Annotated in this window: 15 protein-coding genes and 1 riboswitch; of the genes, 6 read left to right on the forward strand and 9 right to left on the reverse strand. The window is 53.9% G+C overall.

The genetic code is table 11. The annotated features are described in order from the left end of the window. Positions 1-25: 25 nt before the first annotated feature. Positions 26-871, forward strand: coding sequence for a glycoside hydrolase family 16 protein (locus VNQ80_RS10585; protein ID WP_325638291.1), 846 nt, complete (start codon positions 26-28; stop codon positions 869-871). A gap of 17 nt (positions 872-888) precedes the next feature. On the opposite strand, the gene VNQ80_RS10590 is transcribed toward VNQ80_RS10585, so the two are convergent. After that, positions 889-1,488 carry a hypothetical protein gene (locus tag VNQ80_RS10590; RefSeq protein WP_325638293.1) on the reverse strand — a complete coding sequence of 200 codons (600 nt, stop codon included), beginning with the start codon at positions 1,486-1,488 and terminating at the stop codon, positions 889-891. Between the two features lie 96 nt (positions 1,489-1,584). Beyond that, entirely contained in the window at positions 1,585-2,133 is a 549-nt protein-coding gene (locus VNQ80_RS10595; protein ID WP_325638295.1) for a dihydrofolate reductase family protein, read from the reverse strand. Between the two features lie 243 nt (positions 2,134-2,376). On the opposite strand from VNQ80_RS10595, the gene VNQ80_RS10600 reads away from it, so the two are divergent. Beyond that, positions 2,377-5,640, forward strand: coding sequence for a SusC/RagA family TonB-linked outer membrane protein (locus tag VNQ80_RS10600; RefSeq protein WP_325638297.1), 3,264 nt, complete (start codon positions 2,377-2,379; stop codon positions 5,638-5,640). Positions 5,641-5,652: 12 nt separating this feature from the next. Further along, entirely contained in the window at positions 5,653-7,416 is a 1,764-nt protein-coding gene (locus tag VNQ80_RS10605; RefSeq protein ID WP_325638302.1) for a RagB/SusD family nutrient uptake outer membrane protein, read from the forward strand. A 15-nt stretch (positions 7,417-7,431) separates the two neighbouring features. Here VNQ80_RS10605 and VNQ80_RS10610 read toward each other — a convergent pair whose 3' ends face one another. Continuing rightward, on the reverse strand, positions 7,432-7,779 hold the full coding sequence (locus VNQ80_RS10610) for a hypothetical protein (RefSeq protein ID WP_325638304.1): 348 nt from the start codon (positions 7,777-7,779) through the stop codon (positions 7,432-7,434). A gap of 131 nt (positions 7,780-7,910) precedes the next feature. Here VNQ80_RS10610 and VNQ80_RS10615 point away from each other — a divergent pair, with 131 nt between their 5' ends. Continuing rightward, positions 7,911-8,174: a hypothetical protein gene (locus VNQ80_RS10615; RefSeq protein ID WP_325638306.1), complete on the forward strand. Its 264-nt coding sequence runs from the start codon at positions 7,911-7,913 to the stop codon at positions 8,172-8,174. Positions 8,175-8,546: 372 nt separating this feature from the next. On the opposite strand, the gene VNQ80_RS10620 is transcribed toward VNQ80_RS10615, so the two are convergent. The 6 genes from VNQ80_RS10620 to VNQ80_RS10645 all read right to left on the reverse strand — a co-directional run bounded on the left by VNQ80_RS10620 (position 8,547) and on the right by VNQ80_RS10645 (position 15,106). Then, entirely contained in the window at positions 8,547-11,018 is a 2,472-nt protein-coding gene (locus tag VNQ80_RS10620; RefSeq protein WP_325638308.1) for a phosphocholine-specific phospholipase C, read from the reverse strand. 22 nt (positions 11,019-11,040) lie between these two features. After that, positions 11,041-12,324: an acetylxylan esterase gene (locus VNQ80_RS10625; RefSeq protein ID WP_325638310.1), complete on the reverse strand. Its 1,284-nt coding sequence runs from the start codon at positions 12,322-12,324 to the stop codon at positions 11,041-11,043. Between the two features lie 71 nt (positions 12,325-12,395). Next, positions 12,396-12,677 (reverse strand): Trm112 family protein, encoded by a 282-nt coding sequence (locus VNQ80_RS10630; RefSeq protein WP_325638312.1) that lies wholly within the window; start codon positions 12,675-12,677, stop codon positions 12,396-12,398. A 10-nt stretch (positions 12,678-12,687) separates the two neighbouring features. Next, a complete protein-coding gene (locus tag VNQ80_RS10635) occupies positions 12,688-13,326 on the reverse strand; it encodes a thiamine phosphate synthase (protein ID WP_325638314.1) in 639 nt (212 codons plus the stop codon). Then, positions 13,326-14,381: an AIR synthase-related protein gene (locus tag VNQ80_RS10640; RefSeq protein WP_325638316.1), complete on the reverse strand. Its 1,056-nt coding sequence runs from the start codon at positions 14,379-14,381 to the stop codon at positions 13,326-13,328. Before VNQ80_RS10640 ends, VNQ80_RS10635 begins: the two co-directional genes overlap by 1 nt. Beyond that, entirely contained in the window at positions 14,381-15,106 is a 726-nt protein-coding gene (locus VNQ80_RS10645) for a class I SAM-dependent methyltransferase (RefSeq protein WP_325638318.1), read from the reverse strand. The genes VNQ80_RS10640 and VNQ80_RS10645 overlap by 1 nt, the downstream gene beginning before the upstream one ends. Before the next feature lie 64 nt (positions 15,107-15,170). Beyond that, positions 15,171-15,265: riboswitch (TPP riboswitch) on the reverse strand. A 106-nt stretch (positions 15,266-15,371) separates the two neighbouring features. Here VNQ80_RS10645 and VNQ80_RS10650 point away from each other — a divergent pair. Both VNQ80_RS10650 and VNQ80_RS10655 read left to right on the forward strand, forming a co-directional pair. Beyond that, entirely contained in the window at positions 15,372-16,940 is a 1,569-nt protein-coding gene (locus VNQ80_RS10650) for a hypothetical protein (protein WP_325638319.1), read from the forward strand. Between the two features lie 161 nt (positions 16,941-17,101). Beyond that, the coding region (locus VNQ80_RS10655) for a hypothetical protein (protein ID WP_325638322.1) at positions 17,102-17,438 on the forward strand (337 nt) is incomplete at its 3' end.

Raw genomic sequence — 17,438 nt, forward strand, 5'->3', positions numbered from 1 at the left:
AAAAGGCGTGTATGAAAAAAGAGTTATGTTTAAAACGATAGGCATTACCGCTATGTGCTGGCTGTTCATTTCAGCGGTGCCGGCACAGCAGCCGTATAAGGGCGGTAGCGGAAAATTCAAAAAGCTGGTATGGGCAGACGAGTTTGATCTAGACGGACTGCCCGATACGGCACGGTGGAGTTACCAGACCGGTTTTGTAAGAAATAACGAAGAACAATATTACACGGTAGCTCGTAAAGAAAATGCCAGGGTAGCACAGGGTTTTCTGATTATTGAAGGTAGAAAGGAAGCGTGGACGAACGAGTTTCATGATCCGGAAAGTAAGGATTGGAGGTTTATGCCGGAACAGGCCGCTTATACTTCCGCATGTATGGTCACCCAGGGAAAAGCTTCTTGGAAATACGGCCGGATTGAAGTCAGGGCGAAACTGCCCCGCGGATTGGGCGTATGGCCTGCTATATGGACCCTGGGGGATAACGAACCGGTTATCGGCTGGCCCCGCTGCGGAGAAATCGACATGATGGAATTTGTGGGGCATGATTCTTTACGCGTACATGGCAACGCACACTATGAAGATAAAACCACTAAAAAGCATACGTCGAAAATGGGCACCCTCAGTAATGTTCAGCCCGCCGAGGGATTCCATGTCTATGCTATTGAATGGACCGAGTCCGCTATCGACTTTTATTTTGATGACCAAAAGTATCATTCCTTTGCTATTGATGACGCAGGACAAGGGAACGATAACCCGTTTAGAAAACCCCACTTCCTGCTACTCAACCTGGCTTTGGGAGGTGCTTGGGGAGGCCAGATCGATCCATCGGTATTCCCACAGCAGTATATTATAGACTATGTGCGGGTTTATCAGTAGGTGAAATCATCAAATCATCATCTCGGTGCGTAAAACTCCCCTTCGATGACAAAGGGGGGCTCCAGGTCGACGACATTCCCCTGGGGCGTCAGATAGGGCAATAGCGCGCCACTCATTACACCACGGAACGTCCCTTTTATGGATGTTGAGGTAATCTCTTCCAAAATAACGTGGGCCGAGCCCGTTTCAAATGTATCGTTCAATATATACTCATACTGGCTCGCCACTGCGTCGTCGAGGTAAGTCAAGCTTATTTGATCCTGTTTGTCAGCGCTACCCGTTGTCTCGTCCGGCTCAAACGTATTGATGTACTTTTTATTTGTTTGCCACGTGTCGTATACGAAACAGTTCAATAAAAGCGCGTTTTTTCCCTTGATAGCCCCCGTACCTGCTATCGTCAGGCTGAATTGCTGGTAATCGATGTCTTGGTTGGGCGGACTGCTCAGCGATGCCGTTAGGCCCGATTTAAATTGAATCGGTTCGTCATTGACGGTCATCGTCACGTAGTAGCCTTTCTTTCCCTCGTCGGTTTCGGGCAATTCATTCTTTGCGCAGGCAGATGCGACCAAAACCAACGCCATCAGCGCAAGTTTGTTCCATAGTGAAGGAGTCTTCATGGTTGTTAGTTTACAGTAAACGTAATCATGTTCAAAATTCTCCTTGCAAACCTAACAACACGGCAGATCAAATGGAATACTTAGTAGTGGGTATATTTATAGGCCGAACTTGCCATCACCAATTTTATACCGCAACGATACCAATCCGGTTTCATACGTTTTGCTTTCCAGTAACGTAAGCGGCGTGCGGCTATCTTGCGTGCGGAACAGCGGCGTACCGCCGCCCAGCAGGATCGGATGCACCGACATCCAGAGCTCATCCACCAGACCTTCGGCCATCAGGGCGTCGGTAAGCGAGGCACCCCCATATAACCAGATATCTTTACCGGGCTGCGCTTTGATTTTCCGGGCTTCGGCCATTGCGTTGTCCGATAACAGCACGGCATCTCCTTCCACAGCTGTTAGCGTACGCGAAAATACATATTCCTTTACGGGCGGCATACCCGGCACAAGCTGGCCATCGTTTGCCGCCGCGTATGCTTGGGCAATGGCATAGCTTTTCCGCCCGATGAAGACCGCATCGATACGCGCGTAAAATTCCTTCAACCCATAGTCCTGGTCGGTGAAACACCAGTCATATTCGCCGTTTGGCCCCTCAATATAGCCATCCAATGTAACGGCCAAACCTAAAATTACTTTTCGCATAACGTCTTCATTGCTGCTCTATTTGATAACGCGAATATCGCATAAATATTGAGTATGCGCATACCATAAGCCGTTATGGCTAAGCCCGTGGCACCGGATTCGCTTTGGCGCTGACGGTGGAAAATCGCATCTCGTATGTTTTTTATAAAAAAATAAAACCTTTCCGGTAGAAAGGCTGTTTCTTGGGTATCCGTCTCTGCTCATCAGACGGTAGCTACTAATGAAACAAACTACTTGGAAAAAATGTCGGTACTTTTTATTGGCGGATTACACGCCAGAAGGAATTCGTATGGATTAAAATTAGCTCGTTTCTCACTCCGTTTTTTGGCAGGTTTAGCGGTGTGTTTCATGGTTGGTCTCTCCCCGGGTTTTGCGCAGGAAACGATTCGCGGTATGGTGTTGGATGAAAATAGCCAGCCGCTGACTGGTGTTTCCGTAACCCGGCAGCCGGGCAACGTACAGACAGCAACCGACGAAAGCGGGAATTTTCAACTCCTCGCTTCGATTGGCGATACGCTGGCCTTCACTTTTCTGGGATACGAACCGTCCACCCGCGTAATCGAAAACAATCAATCCATTCGGGTGACGCTGGTCACTGCGGGGGCCACGGATCTGGAAGAAGTGGTCATTGTAGGGTATGGCACGCAGAAGCGGTCAAATCTGACCGGCGCGGTCTCAGCCGTTAACGCACGGGAACTTACCAAAATCTCGCCGTCCAATTTATCCAATACGTTGGCGGGGAGGGCTCCGGGCGTGAATGTGACCAACACTTCCGGTCTAAGTGGTGCCACATCCAATATCCGCATCCGCGGCAGCTTTGGCGAGCCACTGTATGTAATCGATGGCGTGGTACGCGATAAAGCGGCGTTTGATGCCCTTGAGGCTTTTGAAGTGGATCAGATGAGTTTCCTAAAAGATGCGGCAACGGCTTCGATTTACGGATCGAGGGCGGGAAACGGCGTGGTGCTGGTTACCACCCGGAAAGGGACGGCACAAAAGCCAACATTCAACTTCCAATCCAACTACACCCTCGGGCAGCCCACAATGGCGTTGCTGTCGGATCTGACCACTGCAACCGATGAGCTGGTTTACCAAAACCGCGTAGCGGAATTCAACGGTACACCGCTGCCCAATGGTGAGGAGGAATTTGAATATTTCCGCAACCGGAGTTATAATGTACATGATTTCATCTGGCGCAATCCGGTAAGCAACCGGCAGTCCCTCAGTGTAAACGGCGGATCCGAACGCATCACCTATTATTCCCTGTTGAGCTATCGCGGTGAGCAGGGTTCGTATAAGTCGCTGGAGCATGGCAAGGTTAACCTACGCAGTAATGTCTCGGCAAAGATCAATGAAAGCATATCCGTCGATCTAAACCTCTCGGCGTACCAGCAGAATGGTGACCGATTCTACTGGCCGTTTACCGGCGACGACGATTACAACGTGTCGGATTTGTACCGAGTTACCTTTAACTGGCCGAAAACGTATCCTTTTTATACGGAGGCAGACGGCACTCCGGCCAACTATGTGACGGATTATCCGGTGCAGACACCCATGGGGAGCTGGCTCGCCTGGAGTGTGATTGACCAGGTGATCGGTGATCGGTACATCAAAACCCGGGAGCGGCAATTCAACCCCATTCTATCCGTGAATATCAACCTGGATAAGGTAACGCCCGGCCTATCCACGAAGGTGGTGGGCAGCTATTTGGGCGAAGACTTCATGCGGAAAAAATACCTGACGTTCCAAACGAATTATCAGTTCATCCCCGCCGACCCCGATGGGAACCGGTTTATTCCGGCTGCGCCCGATCCCGAACGGACCAACACCTTTAATTTCAGCCAGAACCAACCGTTTATGGATTATGAGATCCACACCAATTGGGCATATCAATTCAACTGGTTCCTTAACTACAGCCGCACGTTTGGCGACCATTCCATAGATGCACTGGCGGTATATGAACAAGCGGAGGATGGATTGTTTGCGGCCTATGCACGGGGTGAAAACCCGATCACCGATTACGACCAGATGTTTGCCTATCCAACCGATCGCCAATTCCGCGAGGCAAACGGCTGGGAGGAAATCGGGTCCAGGCAATCGTTTATCGGCCGGTTGAATTACAACTACGGCAACCGTTACATCGCTGAGTTTTCGTTCCGGTACGACGGGAATACACTTTTCCCCGAACATAGCCGGTGGGGATTCTTCCCTTCCGTTTCGGCGGCGTGGCGGATTTCGGAGGAAGCTTTCTTCCAGGATATACAAACCGCCATTAACGAGCTGAAGCTACGGGCTTCTTATGGCACCACGGGCAATGACCTGATGATCAGCACGGACGATAGGATACCGGCTTTCTCCTATCGCGACCGCTATATCAATTCGGGAGGGTATATATTTGGAGACCGCTTCTATGGCGCAATTGCGCCGGGGCCTACCCCTAGTCCGAATCTGACATGGGCAACTTCCACCACGTATAACGCGGGGTTGGATATCGGTGTCTTTAACAGTAGGCTGACCGCGGCGCTCGACATCTTCCTACGGAAAGAAACCAATATACTCGGCCCGCGGCTGGTCTCCGTTCCAGACAATTACGGCCAGGCACTGGCGCCTGAAAATTACGCGGCACGATCGTGGCGCGGCGGGGAGCTCACCGTGCAATGGAACGACCAAATAGCTGCAGATAATGAATTTCGTTATGCGGTGAATGCGAACCTCGGCTTCGCTAAAGACCGGTGGGATATCTACGATGAAAGCGCAGCCTACGCCCCGGGCGGGAACCGGCATTTCGAGTCGCGCATCGGGTTGCCCCATGAGCGGATCATCGGGCTGAAAGCACTGGGCATCATCCGTACCCAAGAGCAGTTGGACGAATTGCTCGCGCAGGGGCTCACCCAGTACGGACGCGATCCCTACTTGGGTGGGCTGTATTTTGAAGACGTGCGGGGCGACGGGTTTGCGCCGGGGCCCGATGGCAAAATTGATGGCAACGATATTCAGCTCCTGTCTACGAAAGCGACGCCGCTGATGAACTATGGCTTTGGGCTTGATTTGTATTATGGGCAGTTTTCGTTGCAGGCTCATTTCCAAGGGGTGATGGGATATGACCGCATCATCAGCAACCAGGAAGGGGCAGGCATGCGTCAACACGGCGGAGCGATACGGCCGTATTATCCGATATGGGCATCGGACGATGTTTGGACGCCGGATAATCCGGGGGGCCAATACCCGCGGCCGATCGGCCAGAACTGGTACGAATCGGGCACCGGTGCCTCATCGTTCTGGATACGGAACGGCGCGTACCTGCGGTTGCGCACACTCAATGTAGCCTACGCGTTGCCCAAAAGCTGGATGTCAGCCTTACGCGTAGACAATGCGCAAGTTTTTTTCAACGGCACCAATTTGTTTTTCCTGTCGGCCATGCGCGAATTCCATGACCCGGAACAAGAGAATTACGATTCGTACCCAGTCATGAAGACGTTCACCTTCGGATTGGATGTTAGCTTCTAACCCCTTATGACGATGAAGAAGATAGTTTATATGCTTATTGGAGTGGGAAGCCTCTTTACTTCCTGCAATGATGTATTGGACATTGACGATTTAACGAGTTACGACCCTGATCAGGTTTGGAACGACGCCAACCTGGCCAACGCTTACATGGCCAATGTATACGAAATGTTTGGCAACTGGAACACAACGGCCGAACAGCAGAGCGAGCAGCTGATCGGTATCCATTTTTACCCCAACCGGATCACGATCTCCAACGGCGAGTATAAGTCGTGGGATTATAATCGTATCCGCCTGATCAATCAAGCCATCAGAGACGTCAATAGCGGATCGCTGGACCAGGCCGTGAAAGACGGCATCACCGGCCAAGCTTTGTTCATGCGTGCTTATGCCTATTTCCAGATGGTAATGTACCATGGTGGCGTGCCGTATGTAACGATTCCGCAGGATCGGTATGAAGATGACCTCTATGTACCGCGTAATTCGACGGCCGAGTGTTTTGAGCTTATCCTTGCAGACTTGGATGAGGCGATAGCGAAGTTGCCGGAAAAAATCGAGAAGAGTTCTGCCGATTATGGCAAAATTGATGGTATGTTTGCTTTAGCCTTTAAAGCCAAGGTGCGGCTGTATATGGCCTCGCCGCAGTTCCATCCTTCAAATCCTTGGGACAATGCCCATTGGGACGCGGCTTATACCGTCAATAAGCAGGCATACGAAACACTGTCGGCCAACGGATATGCCCTGACCGAAGATTATGAAAACATCGCGCTGGTAGAACGCGGCCCCGAAGTGGTCTTTGCGGTGATCAACGCCTACCCCAACAAGGTCGCTGTGTGGGACCACGGTGTGAGACCGGGCTCGGAAAGCCGCGGCGCGGCCAATGCCTGTCCGACGTGGGAGTTCGTCAAAATGTTTCCGATGAAAGACGGGAAGGCGTTTGACGACCCCACGGGCGCTTACTACAAAACCGAGGATGAACTCCTGCAAAGCTATTGGGAAGACCGCGACCCCCGGTTTGAGAAGTCGGTCGTTTGGAACGGCAAGCTGTATGAAGTATCCGGAAAAACCGGTCGACGGCAGTATACGGCACTCGGCGTGGCCCATGAGCTGGATGACTTCGGCGTCAATCCGCGTGCAGGCGTAAATTCCACCAATCTTGATCGGTACAGCGGCTTTTTCATTGTGAAGAATAGCCTATTGCGGCTAACACAGGAAGAAGTGCAGCAATACGATGTAGACTTCGTATTGATGCGCTTTGCGGAGGTCATGCTCAATTATGCGGAAACCGCCAATGAAACGGGTAGGATGGACGAAGCGTTGGCGATCCTGAAGGAAATCCGGCAACGGGCTGGCATAGCACCCGGTGCCGATGGTAATTACGGCATAGCAGTCACTTCGAGAACGGAAATGCGGGAAGCGATCTTGGCGGAGCGGAATATCGAATTTTGCTTTGAAGGGCACCGGTTCTGGGACTTGAGACGACTGCGGATGCTGGAACGCCTGGATGGCACCATCAAGCATGGTGTGGAAGCGATTGCCATTAAAGACGACGGCACGGAAATGTCTATTACCGAAGCACGCACAAAGGCAGCAGCCTATACGCTGCTAGAGGATGATTTCAAGTATAGCCTGCTGCAGGTTCCATTGTCCGGAGTCCGCGTGAATTCGGTGCCGGAAACCTATTATTTCTTTCCAGTCCAGGAAAGCGTAATCGATCGGAATCCGAGTATCGAGCAGAACAGCAACTGGGGCGGGCCGTTTGACCCGACTTTGGAGTAGGACCTCCGCCCTCCTTTACTCGGTATATTTAATGGCTTGGGCTTTCTGGTATTGCTCGGTTTCTTTGGTGCCGCCGTATTCAAACCCGAGGATGATAACGCCATCGGCACCTACCTCACGGCATTTGGCAACAATCCGCTGCTTTGCACGTTCCTCACCTTTTAAGCCACTGACTTTTTCAGCGAGATGGCCAATGACCCGGTATTGGGCCTTGACGTCTTTTTCTGCATAATAGACATCTACTTGTTGCGTTGGCTGGTAGCGGTCGCCCACGTACGAAACCGTCATGCAGGCGTGGAACGAAAAAGTGGCGGCGATTAGCAGCGTGCTCATTAGCTTGGGCAATGGGATTGTAATCTTCATGACGCATCGGCTTTGATATGCAATGATACGAAAAAATGGGAAGGTTTACCAAAATACCCTGTGAAGGGTATTTTGTGGCTGATGAATTATTTGAAGTTTTGACTCGTCAAAACATAAAAATTATAATACGTATGAAAAACCAGAAATTAAAACTCAGCCTCTTTGTGGTCGCGATGGCATCCGTGTCGTTGGCTACAGGATTGTCTTCATGTGCAAAGAAAGACAAAAACGATTGCTTCTCTTGTGATGCCGGTGGGGGTACCGTGAAATACTGCTATACCGAAGGGAATAGCTTCTATACAGCAACGACGCCTTCAGGAAGTACCCACGATATCGAGCTATCAGGGGAGTCTTGGGCAAGCGTAAAAGCCGGCCTACAGGCGGGTTGCAACTAACGGTGCCGGAGCAGGAGAGTACAGAACGGTTGTTCGGTAAATGATGCCGATATTTGCCATATCATAATTAGGTTTATAATTGGTTTGTAAAGGTTTCCATCCTCCCCGTTTGGAAACCTTTCTTTTTTACCCCGCTCCGAGGCTTAACCCGCCATACCTCCGCTCCATATTTTTTATTCCCGAAGGGCCATTGGGGAGGGACTATCGAAATGTCGGCCATAGGGCAGGAGGGTGCAGTACAGTTGTTTGAAAAAATATCGCGAAGTTTGTGACTTCATAATTTAGGTTTATAATTGGTTAGTAAAGGTTTCCATTCTCCCCGTTTGGAAGCCTTTCTTTTTTTACCCCGATCACGTACCCGGGGCCACATTCCTACCCCACACCCATAAGCGGATCGGTGATGCCATCGACACCGGTTTCCACCCGGCCGGCAAACCGCTCTTCGAACCCGTCAACACCCACACAGCCCACACTTACATCATACCAGCGATAGCTGGCCGATAGGTCGATTTCAATAGTGGATTCCTTACCCACGCGCATATTTACCGTTTGGGACTTACCGCCATAGCTGTTGTCGGCCACACGTAATCGGTAGCCGTCGTTACCGGTGTTGGTGCAGGTGAGCAGCAACGTTGCACGGCCATCGGCTTCCGTACGGTAGGTGCAGTTTATCCGGATGGCCGGCCGGTTATATCCGCCCTTGAATAGACGGTAGAAGCCATTGGGGCCATAAACGGCCAGTTGGTAATGGCCGTCAGCAAAACTGGTGAGGGGCCACGAATCCGCCACCGTACTACCAGGCGACGCGGCATAATCCCACGTGCGCCCATCTTCGCCATCAAAAGGGGCCTGTGCATATACTTTGAATGGCGCACCGGCGGCTTGATCGCCAAATAAGGACCGGCTCGACCGGAACGTGATGTGATAATGCCCGGATGGGTCATGTCGTCCATCGACATACAGCTCGTAGGGCAGCGCATTGGCATTGCGCACCCCGGGTTCCTGCTGGGGGAACCAGGGCGACTGGCGTGGGTTGTGGTTGATGGCTGTGATCTCGTCGTGGCTCAATGCACGGTACCCTACCGGCAAACCTTTGAACTTCGCTTGGTGGATGCCCGCCATGAAGGGCGCTTTTTCGGGTGCGGCAAGCGGCGTAAGCTGTTCGCCGTGGTAGGGCCTGAAAGCCGAGGTCAGGTTGCCGCACACAGCCCGGCGCCAGCTGCTGATGTTGGTTTCCGTTACCGGCTTACCGAGTTTGTGGCTGATGAAGTTTTCGAGAAACTGCAAGGGCGAAGTGTGGTCGAATACCTGCGAGTTGACCCACCCACCGCGTGTCCAAGGCGAGGCGATGACCATCGGTACGCGGTAGCCCAGTCCGATACTGCTCTCGCGCGCACTATTGGGGTGGTACTGTTCGTCATGCCGTACGAATTCGCGGCGGGCGTCGATGTCGGGCGAAACCTTACCGGTATCGTTCCGGTACGGGTTTGGCGACCCAAAAGGGGGCACGTGGTCGAAGTAACCGTCGTTTTCGTCGTAAGTAAGGATGAAGATGGTCTTTTTCCAAACTGCTGGATGTTGGGTGAGGATATCCATCACTTCGCTCACATACCACGAACCGAACCAGGGTGAGTCGGGATGGTCGGAAAAGAGCTGAGGAGGCACCAGCCACGACACTGTGGGCAGGTTGCCCGAAGCGACATCCTCACGGAATTGGTGGAGGATATCGCCCTTGGGTATGCGGAGTTCCCGCTCCGTATCGCCATCGCGGTACTGCATGGTTTCCAATTGCATGTAGTCGGGGTCGCCGGCGTTGTTTACGAACGCGCGGCGATGCAGCTCGCGGGTATGGTGCGGCAAGTCATCGAGCTGCGCATCGCCGTATGCTGCGATCTCCTCGTTCAGGTCTGCCAGCGCGTTTTGGAGCTTCGCATAGGCGTCGCCCTGCCGCTGGCCGCTGTCCAGCGCGGCGAGTTGGGCCAACAGCTTTTCGCGTTGCTGGGCGAGCAGTGATTTGTACCTTGCACTGTACTTAACCGCATACTGGGGGAAATATTCCAGCGCGTTGCAGCCAAAATTGCCTAGCCAGCTGTTTTCCTCGCCCGAATAGCCGGCGCTGCTGGCCGATATCTCGTTTTGGTATACCTTCCAGGCTACACCCTGTTCGGATAGCCGCTCGGGGAATGTGCGCCAGTTGGCCTTGCCACTGAACTCCGAGTCGCCATTCCATACCAGGGCCTTGCCAGCTAGCTCCTCCCGGATGTTGCCGCTCCAGAAGTAGAGCCTATTGGGGTTGGTACCGGTGAGGCTCGAACAGAAATGCTGGTCGCACACGGTAAACGCATCGGCCAGGGCATAGTAAAAGGGGATGTCCTCGCGGGTATAATGGCCCATGGTGAGGGGCATATCCGAGAATTCCTTGAAGCCCGACCGTTTCACATCGAGCCAGCGGTCCATCTTACCGTTGTGGTAGGCATCGGTTTGGTCTGTCCAGCCATGTGGTAGGCAGCCCATCCACGTCACCTTCGTGTCTCGGATTGCTAGCCGGAAGGGCGCGAAGGTCTGCCCGTCTTTATTGGTTTGGAGCCATACCTTATTGCGGCTGGGCTGCATGATGGCACGCGGGTCGTTGAACCCCCGTACGCCTTGCAGCGTACCGAAGGCATGGTCGAACGACCGGTTTTCCTGCATCAGCAGTACAATATGCTCCGCATCGTAGAAGCTGGTTCCGGATGCCGGGTTGATGGCCAATGCCCGCGCTATAGCCGGCGGCAGGGTGTTTGATAAGGATGCGGCACCGGCGAGGAATGCGGCTTTTTTCAGGAATGCGCGTCGTGTATCCATGGCGTTGTTGAGAAGAACGGATTTACTTGCTGCGGCTTTTAAAGTGCTTATCGGCAAAATCTAGAAAAGACCGCCAATCATACTGGGTAACGTCGTGTTTCCCCGCACGGATGTGGTAGCCTACATCATTCATGATGGGCTGGTGAATGGTTGGCGGTGTGGCTGTGGGAAGTCCATCGAGGCCATAGAGTGCATATACCGGGCCCGCGTGGTAGGCACTCAGGTACTCGCCCTTGGGGTCTGCCCACCGGTCTTCTTCCGCGCTGGCCACGTAAACGGGCCGTGGGGCCATCAATGCGAGCAGCTGATGCTGGTCGATGGGGAGGTCTTCTTCGCGCCCGTGGTAGGCATCGAGCGCTGGGCAGAACCAGGCGGGCTTGATGGAGCTCACGATGGCGATCGTTTCGCCGTACTTGCGCCGCGACAGCGCGGCACCGCCTTCGCCCGAATTGTTGGAGATGACGATTTTAAAGCGTGTATCCTGCGCACCCGCCCAAAGGGCGGCCTTACCCTGGCGGGAGTGCCCCATGATGGCAATGCGGGCGGTATCTACCCGCGGATCGGTGGCCAGATAGTCGACAATCCGGCTGGAACCCCATGCCCACGCACCAATGGCCTGCCACTCATCCGGCGCCTCATCGCCAGAACCGTAGCCGGGGAAGAGGGAAACGATGCTGTGGTCTTTCAACCCGGTTTTATCAGGGAAGATATCGTGGTAGCACATGGTGGCCACGCCATAGCCGCGCTCAATGATGTCGTTGTACGACCAGCGGCTGGCCTGGCAACCCCGTTCCCAATCAGGATGCCCCTCTTCCTTCACCAGGGCGAAATTTTTGGAGTACAGGATGGTGGTGTCTAGCGTGGTGCTGTGGTTGCCCTTAAAATTGTAGCCTACAAACATGGGGGCCTTCTTAGCGCCATTGTTGGGTAGGTACACCAGTAGCAATGCCTCCAACGTTTTGGTGCCATTGCCGAATAGCAACTTGACTTGACGGCTTGTGGCCTTGCCACCCAGCGCCTGCGGGTTTTCGGTGAGCACCTCGTAGCGTACGGCAACATGATCGGTAGGTGTGTGTCCGTACATATATGTGCTGAACAACTTGATCAGCTCCGGCCGCCGTTGCTGCTCCCATTGTGCAACCGTGGTTACCGGCTGCCCGCTTTCGGTGGTGAGCAGTGCCGGAAGTGTATAGGTGGGCACTTTCGATTCATCGTAATTGACATCGTGCCGCTGTGCCCAGCCACTGGTACTGGCAATAGACAATAGGACCATGGTGATACAGATAGGCTTGTAATGGAGTTTCATATCACAAACTTAATTAAAGTTACTTGAAATTCCATCGCCGGCGTGATCGGGTGCCATAATCGGCTCCAAAATCATTCAGGTTCCCCGCCGGCTACCAAGCGGAATCCCTCGATGGTCTTGCCGTTGAGGTGTGTTTTCCACCGGTCTAGTAGCGGCTTCTCCAGCCCGAATTCCCGGTATTCATCCGGGCTCATGATGGGAATACCCCGTATGATGGGGTAGATGCGGTTGCACTGCCCGCATAGCAGGTAACCCTCGTCGATATCGCCGGTTACGGTGGTGCGGATGGGGGTGAGCTGGAGGTCTGCCCGGTCGAATGGGCAACACAACTTATGGATGGTTTCGATGGTCATTGTCGTTGGATTATCGTGATTTACGGATGTGTTTTTGATATTGGCGGACGGCTTGGCCAGGGGAGTTGCTGCCCATGATTCCTGAGATGACCGCGATGCCGGTATAACGGAGTTCGCGGAGTTTCCCGATATGCTCCGGCCGGATACCGCCGGCCAGAAAGACGGCACCACCATAGATGGCGTTTGCCTGGCGCACCGAATCGGGGGTTACCAATTCGCAGCTGCCGGCGGTAGTGGATGGAAACATGGAGCAGAACGAGATGTAATCCGCGTGGTAGTTGCGCGCCCACCGTACCGGCTCCATATCGTTCGTACAGGTGATGCCGCACCGGAAGGAGCGGCCGATGGTGGCTTGGATAACCTCGTAATCACGGGGGATGGTGTCGAAATGCACACCATCCAAAGGGGTGTCTCTCAAATAAGCCCACTGGTTATTGATGAGCACCGGTACGTCTTTGGCGTGGCAGCGCAGGCACACCTCGCCGATCAGCGTGTGGATATCGTCGTCGCCACGGAAATGATCCCAGATTTGCACGGCAGCGATGCCTTCGGCAAGTACCGCATCTAGTTTCGCGTACAGTTCCGGCTTGTCCATGGCGGGGTCGATAACGAGGTAAATCCCCCTGCCGATAGGGCGTGGTGTCTTCATTATTTCCATCCGTTTTGATAAGCGTTAGCAAATGCAGCCCAGTATGGGTCTTCCTCGTGGTAGGGCATGTCCTTTGCCCTGCCGTCTTCGATGAGCTTGATGCCATGTGCCGCATCGGTAAGGCGGCCCACTTCCGCACAGGGGATGCCTGCGAGCTGCAGCCGATCGATGATGGCTGCTGTGGCGGTGGGCTGGCAGGCAATGATCATCGCCCCGGCGCCCACGCAGTAGCGGGGGTCGAGCCCGAAGAGGTGACATACCTGCCGCTGCACGGCGTGTACAGGCAGCTTGTCGCTATCGATGAGTGCCCCGTGGCCCGAGGCTACGGTTAGCTCGTAGATAGCCCCGAGCACGCCGCCTTCGGTAACGTCGTGCATGGCGCTGACCTGCCCGCCATCGGGCCGGCCGTCAACCGCCATCAATGCATCGGACAGGGCGGAAGTTTGGTAGAAAGAATTGCAAGCCAGCTGGTGTACTTCCGTGCCGGCCTTATTCTTCACCGTTTCCGGAAAGCTCATGGCCAGGATGGCCGCCGATGACAGCGCACACTGCTTGGTTACCAGGATCGCATCGCCCGCGCGGGCCGACGAGGCCGTAAGCATGGTATTCCGCGGTGCGATGGTAACGAGTGTGCCGCCACCGGAGATGGTGGAATGCTGGTGTGCAACAAAACCGGTGTGGCCGCCTGTGATGGCTACGCCGATATCGGTGCAGAACCGGTGGATGTATGCCCAATATTGCTTGAAGTCGGCTTCGCTGAGCGTGTCGGGCAGGTTCAAAACAAACTGGCCGTACATGGGGCCGAAGCCGGTGGTGGCCATATCGTTGGCCATGAGGTGCACCGATAGCCACGCCGAGGCTTCCAGCCCCAGCGAGGGGATGAGCGAAAGCGGGTCGCTGGTCATGGCCATGGTCATACCGCCGGGGATATCTATCATCGATACGTCCACGCCGAAGCGGGGCCCTATGCGTACCTCCGGCCGTTGGCGGCCGCCCATGGTGGCGACGGTGCGGTCAAAAAGCGGTATGCTTATTTTACCGAGTTGCTTCTCCATCAGCCGACATCGTTAAAACGGACATACAAACCAAAGAAATCGCCGAAGGGCACACCCCACTGCTGTACGGGGAACCACCGGGGGAGGCCGGTGCAGGTCCACTCAATGGTGTATTCGCGGCCTTGGAGTGCAATGTCGATGATGGCGCTGAGTTTCTTGGGTGTATAGAACGTAGCTGTGAGGTAGAACGGATTTTTGCCGAACAGCTCCTGTACGCGCCGCCGCACCACCTTGGGCGAGTTGCGGTTCATCATGCCCATGGCAATGCCGTAGCGGCCCACACGGGCAGCCTCGCGGATTACGCGCACCGGGTCCTGGTAATATTCGAACGTGGTGATGAAGGCCAGGGCATCGAACGTATGGTCTTTGAAGGGCATGTGGTGCGAATCGGCCATCACCAAATCGCCTTCGAAGAGGTGCATGGCCTGCGACAGCATGAGCGGCGAGATGTCGCCACCGGTGGCTTCGATGCCGATTTCTTTCCACCAACGCGTAAAGCGGGTAGTGCCGCAGCCGAATTCGAGCAGCGTTTTCACGCGGTGGTCTTTCGATACCAACTGCTCCATGACCTTTTTCTGCCAGATCTCGGCACGTTTGTAACGGCCTTCGTACCACTGCTCATACGTATCGGTATGCTCCCTGTTGAAAAACCATTCGGGCCGGTTCTGCCAGTTCTGCTGCTGCTGGGGGATGAGTTCAAGTGTTGTTTTTTCGTGTTCCATCATATTCGCCTTTGTGTTGGACAGCTCCTTCAAGGAATTGCCAACGGCGAGCGGAACAAGAACGGTGGTCTTGTGCGGTCTGCATCCCTACGTTGGCATAATCCAAATCAGGTAATTAGGGTGTAATCTCAGCCCCGCTACGGGGCACCCCTTGCTGTGTACCGTCACAAACATAGTGAATGTTGTGTTGATATGCAACTTTATTGAAAGTAGCCCGCGGTACGGGAGTAGCCCAAATTAATTATATTAGATGCCCAATATATCGCATATGGTTTCATTACGTCAAGTCGTTTCCCGGTTTTTTATAGCAGCTGCCGTGCTGCCTTGCTTTGCGCAAGGCCAGCCAGCCCCCAACGAAATCAACTTCACCCGGCAAGGTGTCCGGCGGTTTGTTTTTGATCCTACGCACACCATCCCGTTGGCCGCCCTGAAGCCCGCGGAAGTGGTTGGGATGACGGCCATGTACCCGGTAACCCACCATTTGGACGGTCATGCGCGGGTGGCCGTGGATCACGGCCGACTGCTTGTCGGTTCCGACTCAGAAACACACACGGCCGTTTGGTTCGGTGGGTTTAACCCATTTGCGACCTATACGATAGACGTCGCCTCAAGCGAAGGGGAAGGTGCCGTAGGCTTTGAGTTTGCAGACGCTGCAAATGCCGAGCAATTCGCGATAGCCGTCCGGTATCGACAGCGCCGCATCGCTGATGTACGGCTTCGGATCGTGAAGGATGGCGACGTAATAGCCGATGAATCGATCGCTACCCATATCCCACCGGACGAGCACCTGCAAGGCAAGCTTATCCTCCAACTGTTGGGCAGTGGTTTGACGCTCTACCTCCAAAACGAGGGCTTACCGCAACCGATTGCCCAATCGGATTTCAGCCAAAAGCTCGACCTCCGCGAAAAGCGGTACCTCCATGCTTTTCAATCGCGCGTATCGGTGCAGTTGGAGCATGGTGCAGTGGGAATCAACGGTGCCGCCGCAGCGTTGACCAGTGGCATGGGGCTTGCGGATATCCGAGCCATAACCTACGAAGACGGAAGCCCGCTGCTAGACCAAGGCCGGCTGTGGTATACGATGACCATCCGGGGGCGGGCGCTGCCGCACCACGTACAGGGGGTTTTCAGCATGGATCCCACCGTCTTCGACCTCCGGTTCGAAGGGGTTATCGTGTTCGACCGGGCGGATGGGATACTCCGCAATGAGGTGGCTTCCCATATCTTCTACGACCGGCAGGATCGGGTGTGGCGGGGTATCACTACGGGATTCAGTGCCTACGCCAACCCACAGGAGCATAAGCAACTGCTGGCGGTGGAAAGTACGAAAGACCCCCGCTTCGGGTTTTCCGTTATGCGGGCCGCGCCTTTCGGGGTGGTGGGCGACATCGAAGACCCCCATATCCTGTATGACGCAAAGGCCGGGAAATGGCGTATCCTCATCTGCGAAAACAACGGCGGCTATAAAGCGATCATGTTAGAATCGGCCTTGTGGGACAGGGATTACCAGCGTATCGCCGGTCCGGTAGCCCACAATTCGACGGGAACATCCATCCAACACATTGGCGGGATACCTTATTGTTTTTCGGGAAGCAGCGAACGGGCGATTTTCATTTATTCCTATCCAGACCTTCAGGAAGTAGGCACACTGAAAATGGATCTCCCCCCTTGGGATGGGGATTCCGGTACGCGCGTTTGGCCCAATGTGGTGGAGCTGCCCGAAGGCTATCCTTTCCGGTATGTGGCGTTGATGATGGATCGATTCAACTACCCCGGGTTGGAAGGCCCGAATTGGACATACGGTGCACTGTATCTCTACCATGGGAGCGAAGAATGACCGTTTATCTATAAAAAATGCCCTTTGGTCTAATCGGGCTGTCATTGGTCGATGATTATCGGCGATTTGTCTATTATCACCACGGCGTGGTGCAACGTTTTTTTCCCTTTGTCGTCTTATCCATAAAAGCGAACAAAAAGGAAAAACAAAATCGTATAGTTATGAAATCGTTAGTATTAAGCGCCATGATTTGCGCAGCCGCAGTAGGGACCAGTGTTGCCAATACCGGTATCGCCCGGCCGGGCGATAAAGTGAAAAAGGAACATGTCAACGACCAAAGCCGTATAACGGCTTTCAAGCAGGTCATCGCATTCCACCAGCGTAATGTGGACGTGTTGTTCCACCAGTTTGAAATGGCTAAAAAACAGATACGCGAAAGCTATGGCAGCCATGCCGACCTGGATCGCGACAAAGCCTTCTTCGTCAACGTATACCAACAGGATATTGACCAGGGGCTGCGTGTGGAAGCCAGCAAAAAGGCGATCACCGAGATCGAAG

The organism is Parapedobacter sp. (assembly GCF_035556095.1).
GTDB lineage: Bacteria > Bacteroidota > Bacteroidia > Sphingobacteriales > Sphingobacteriaceae > Parapedobacter.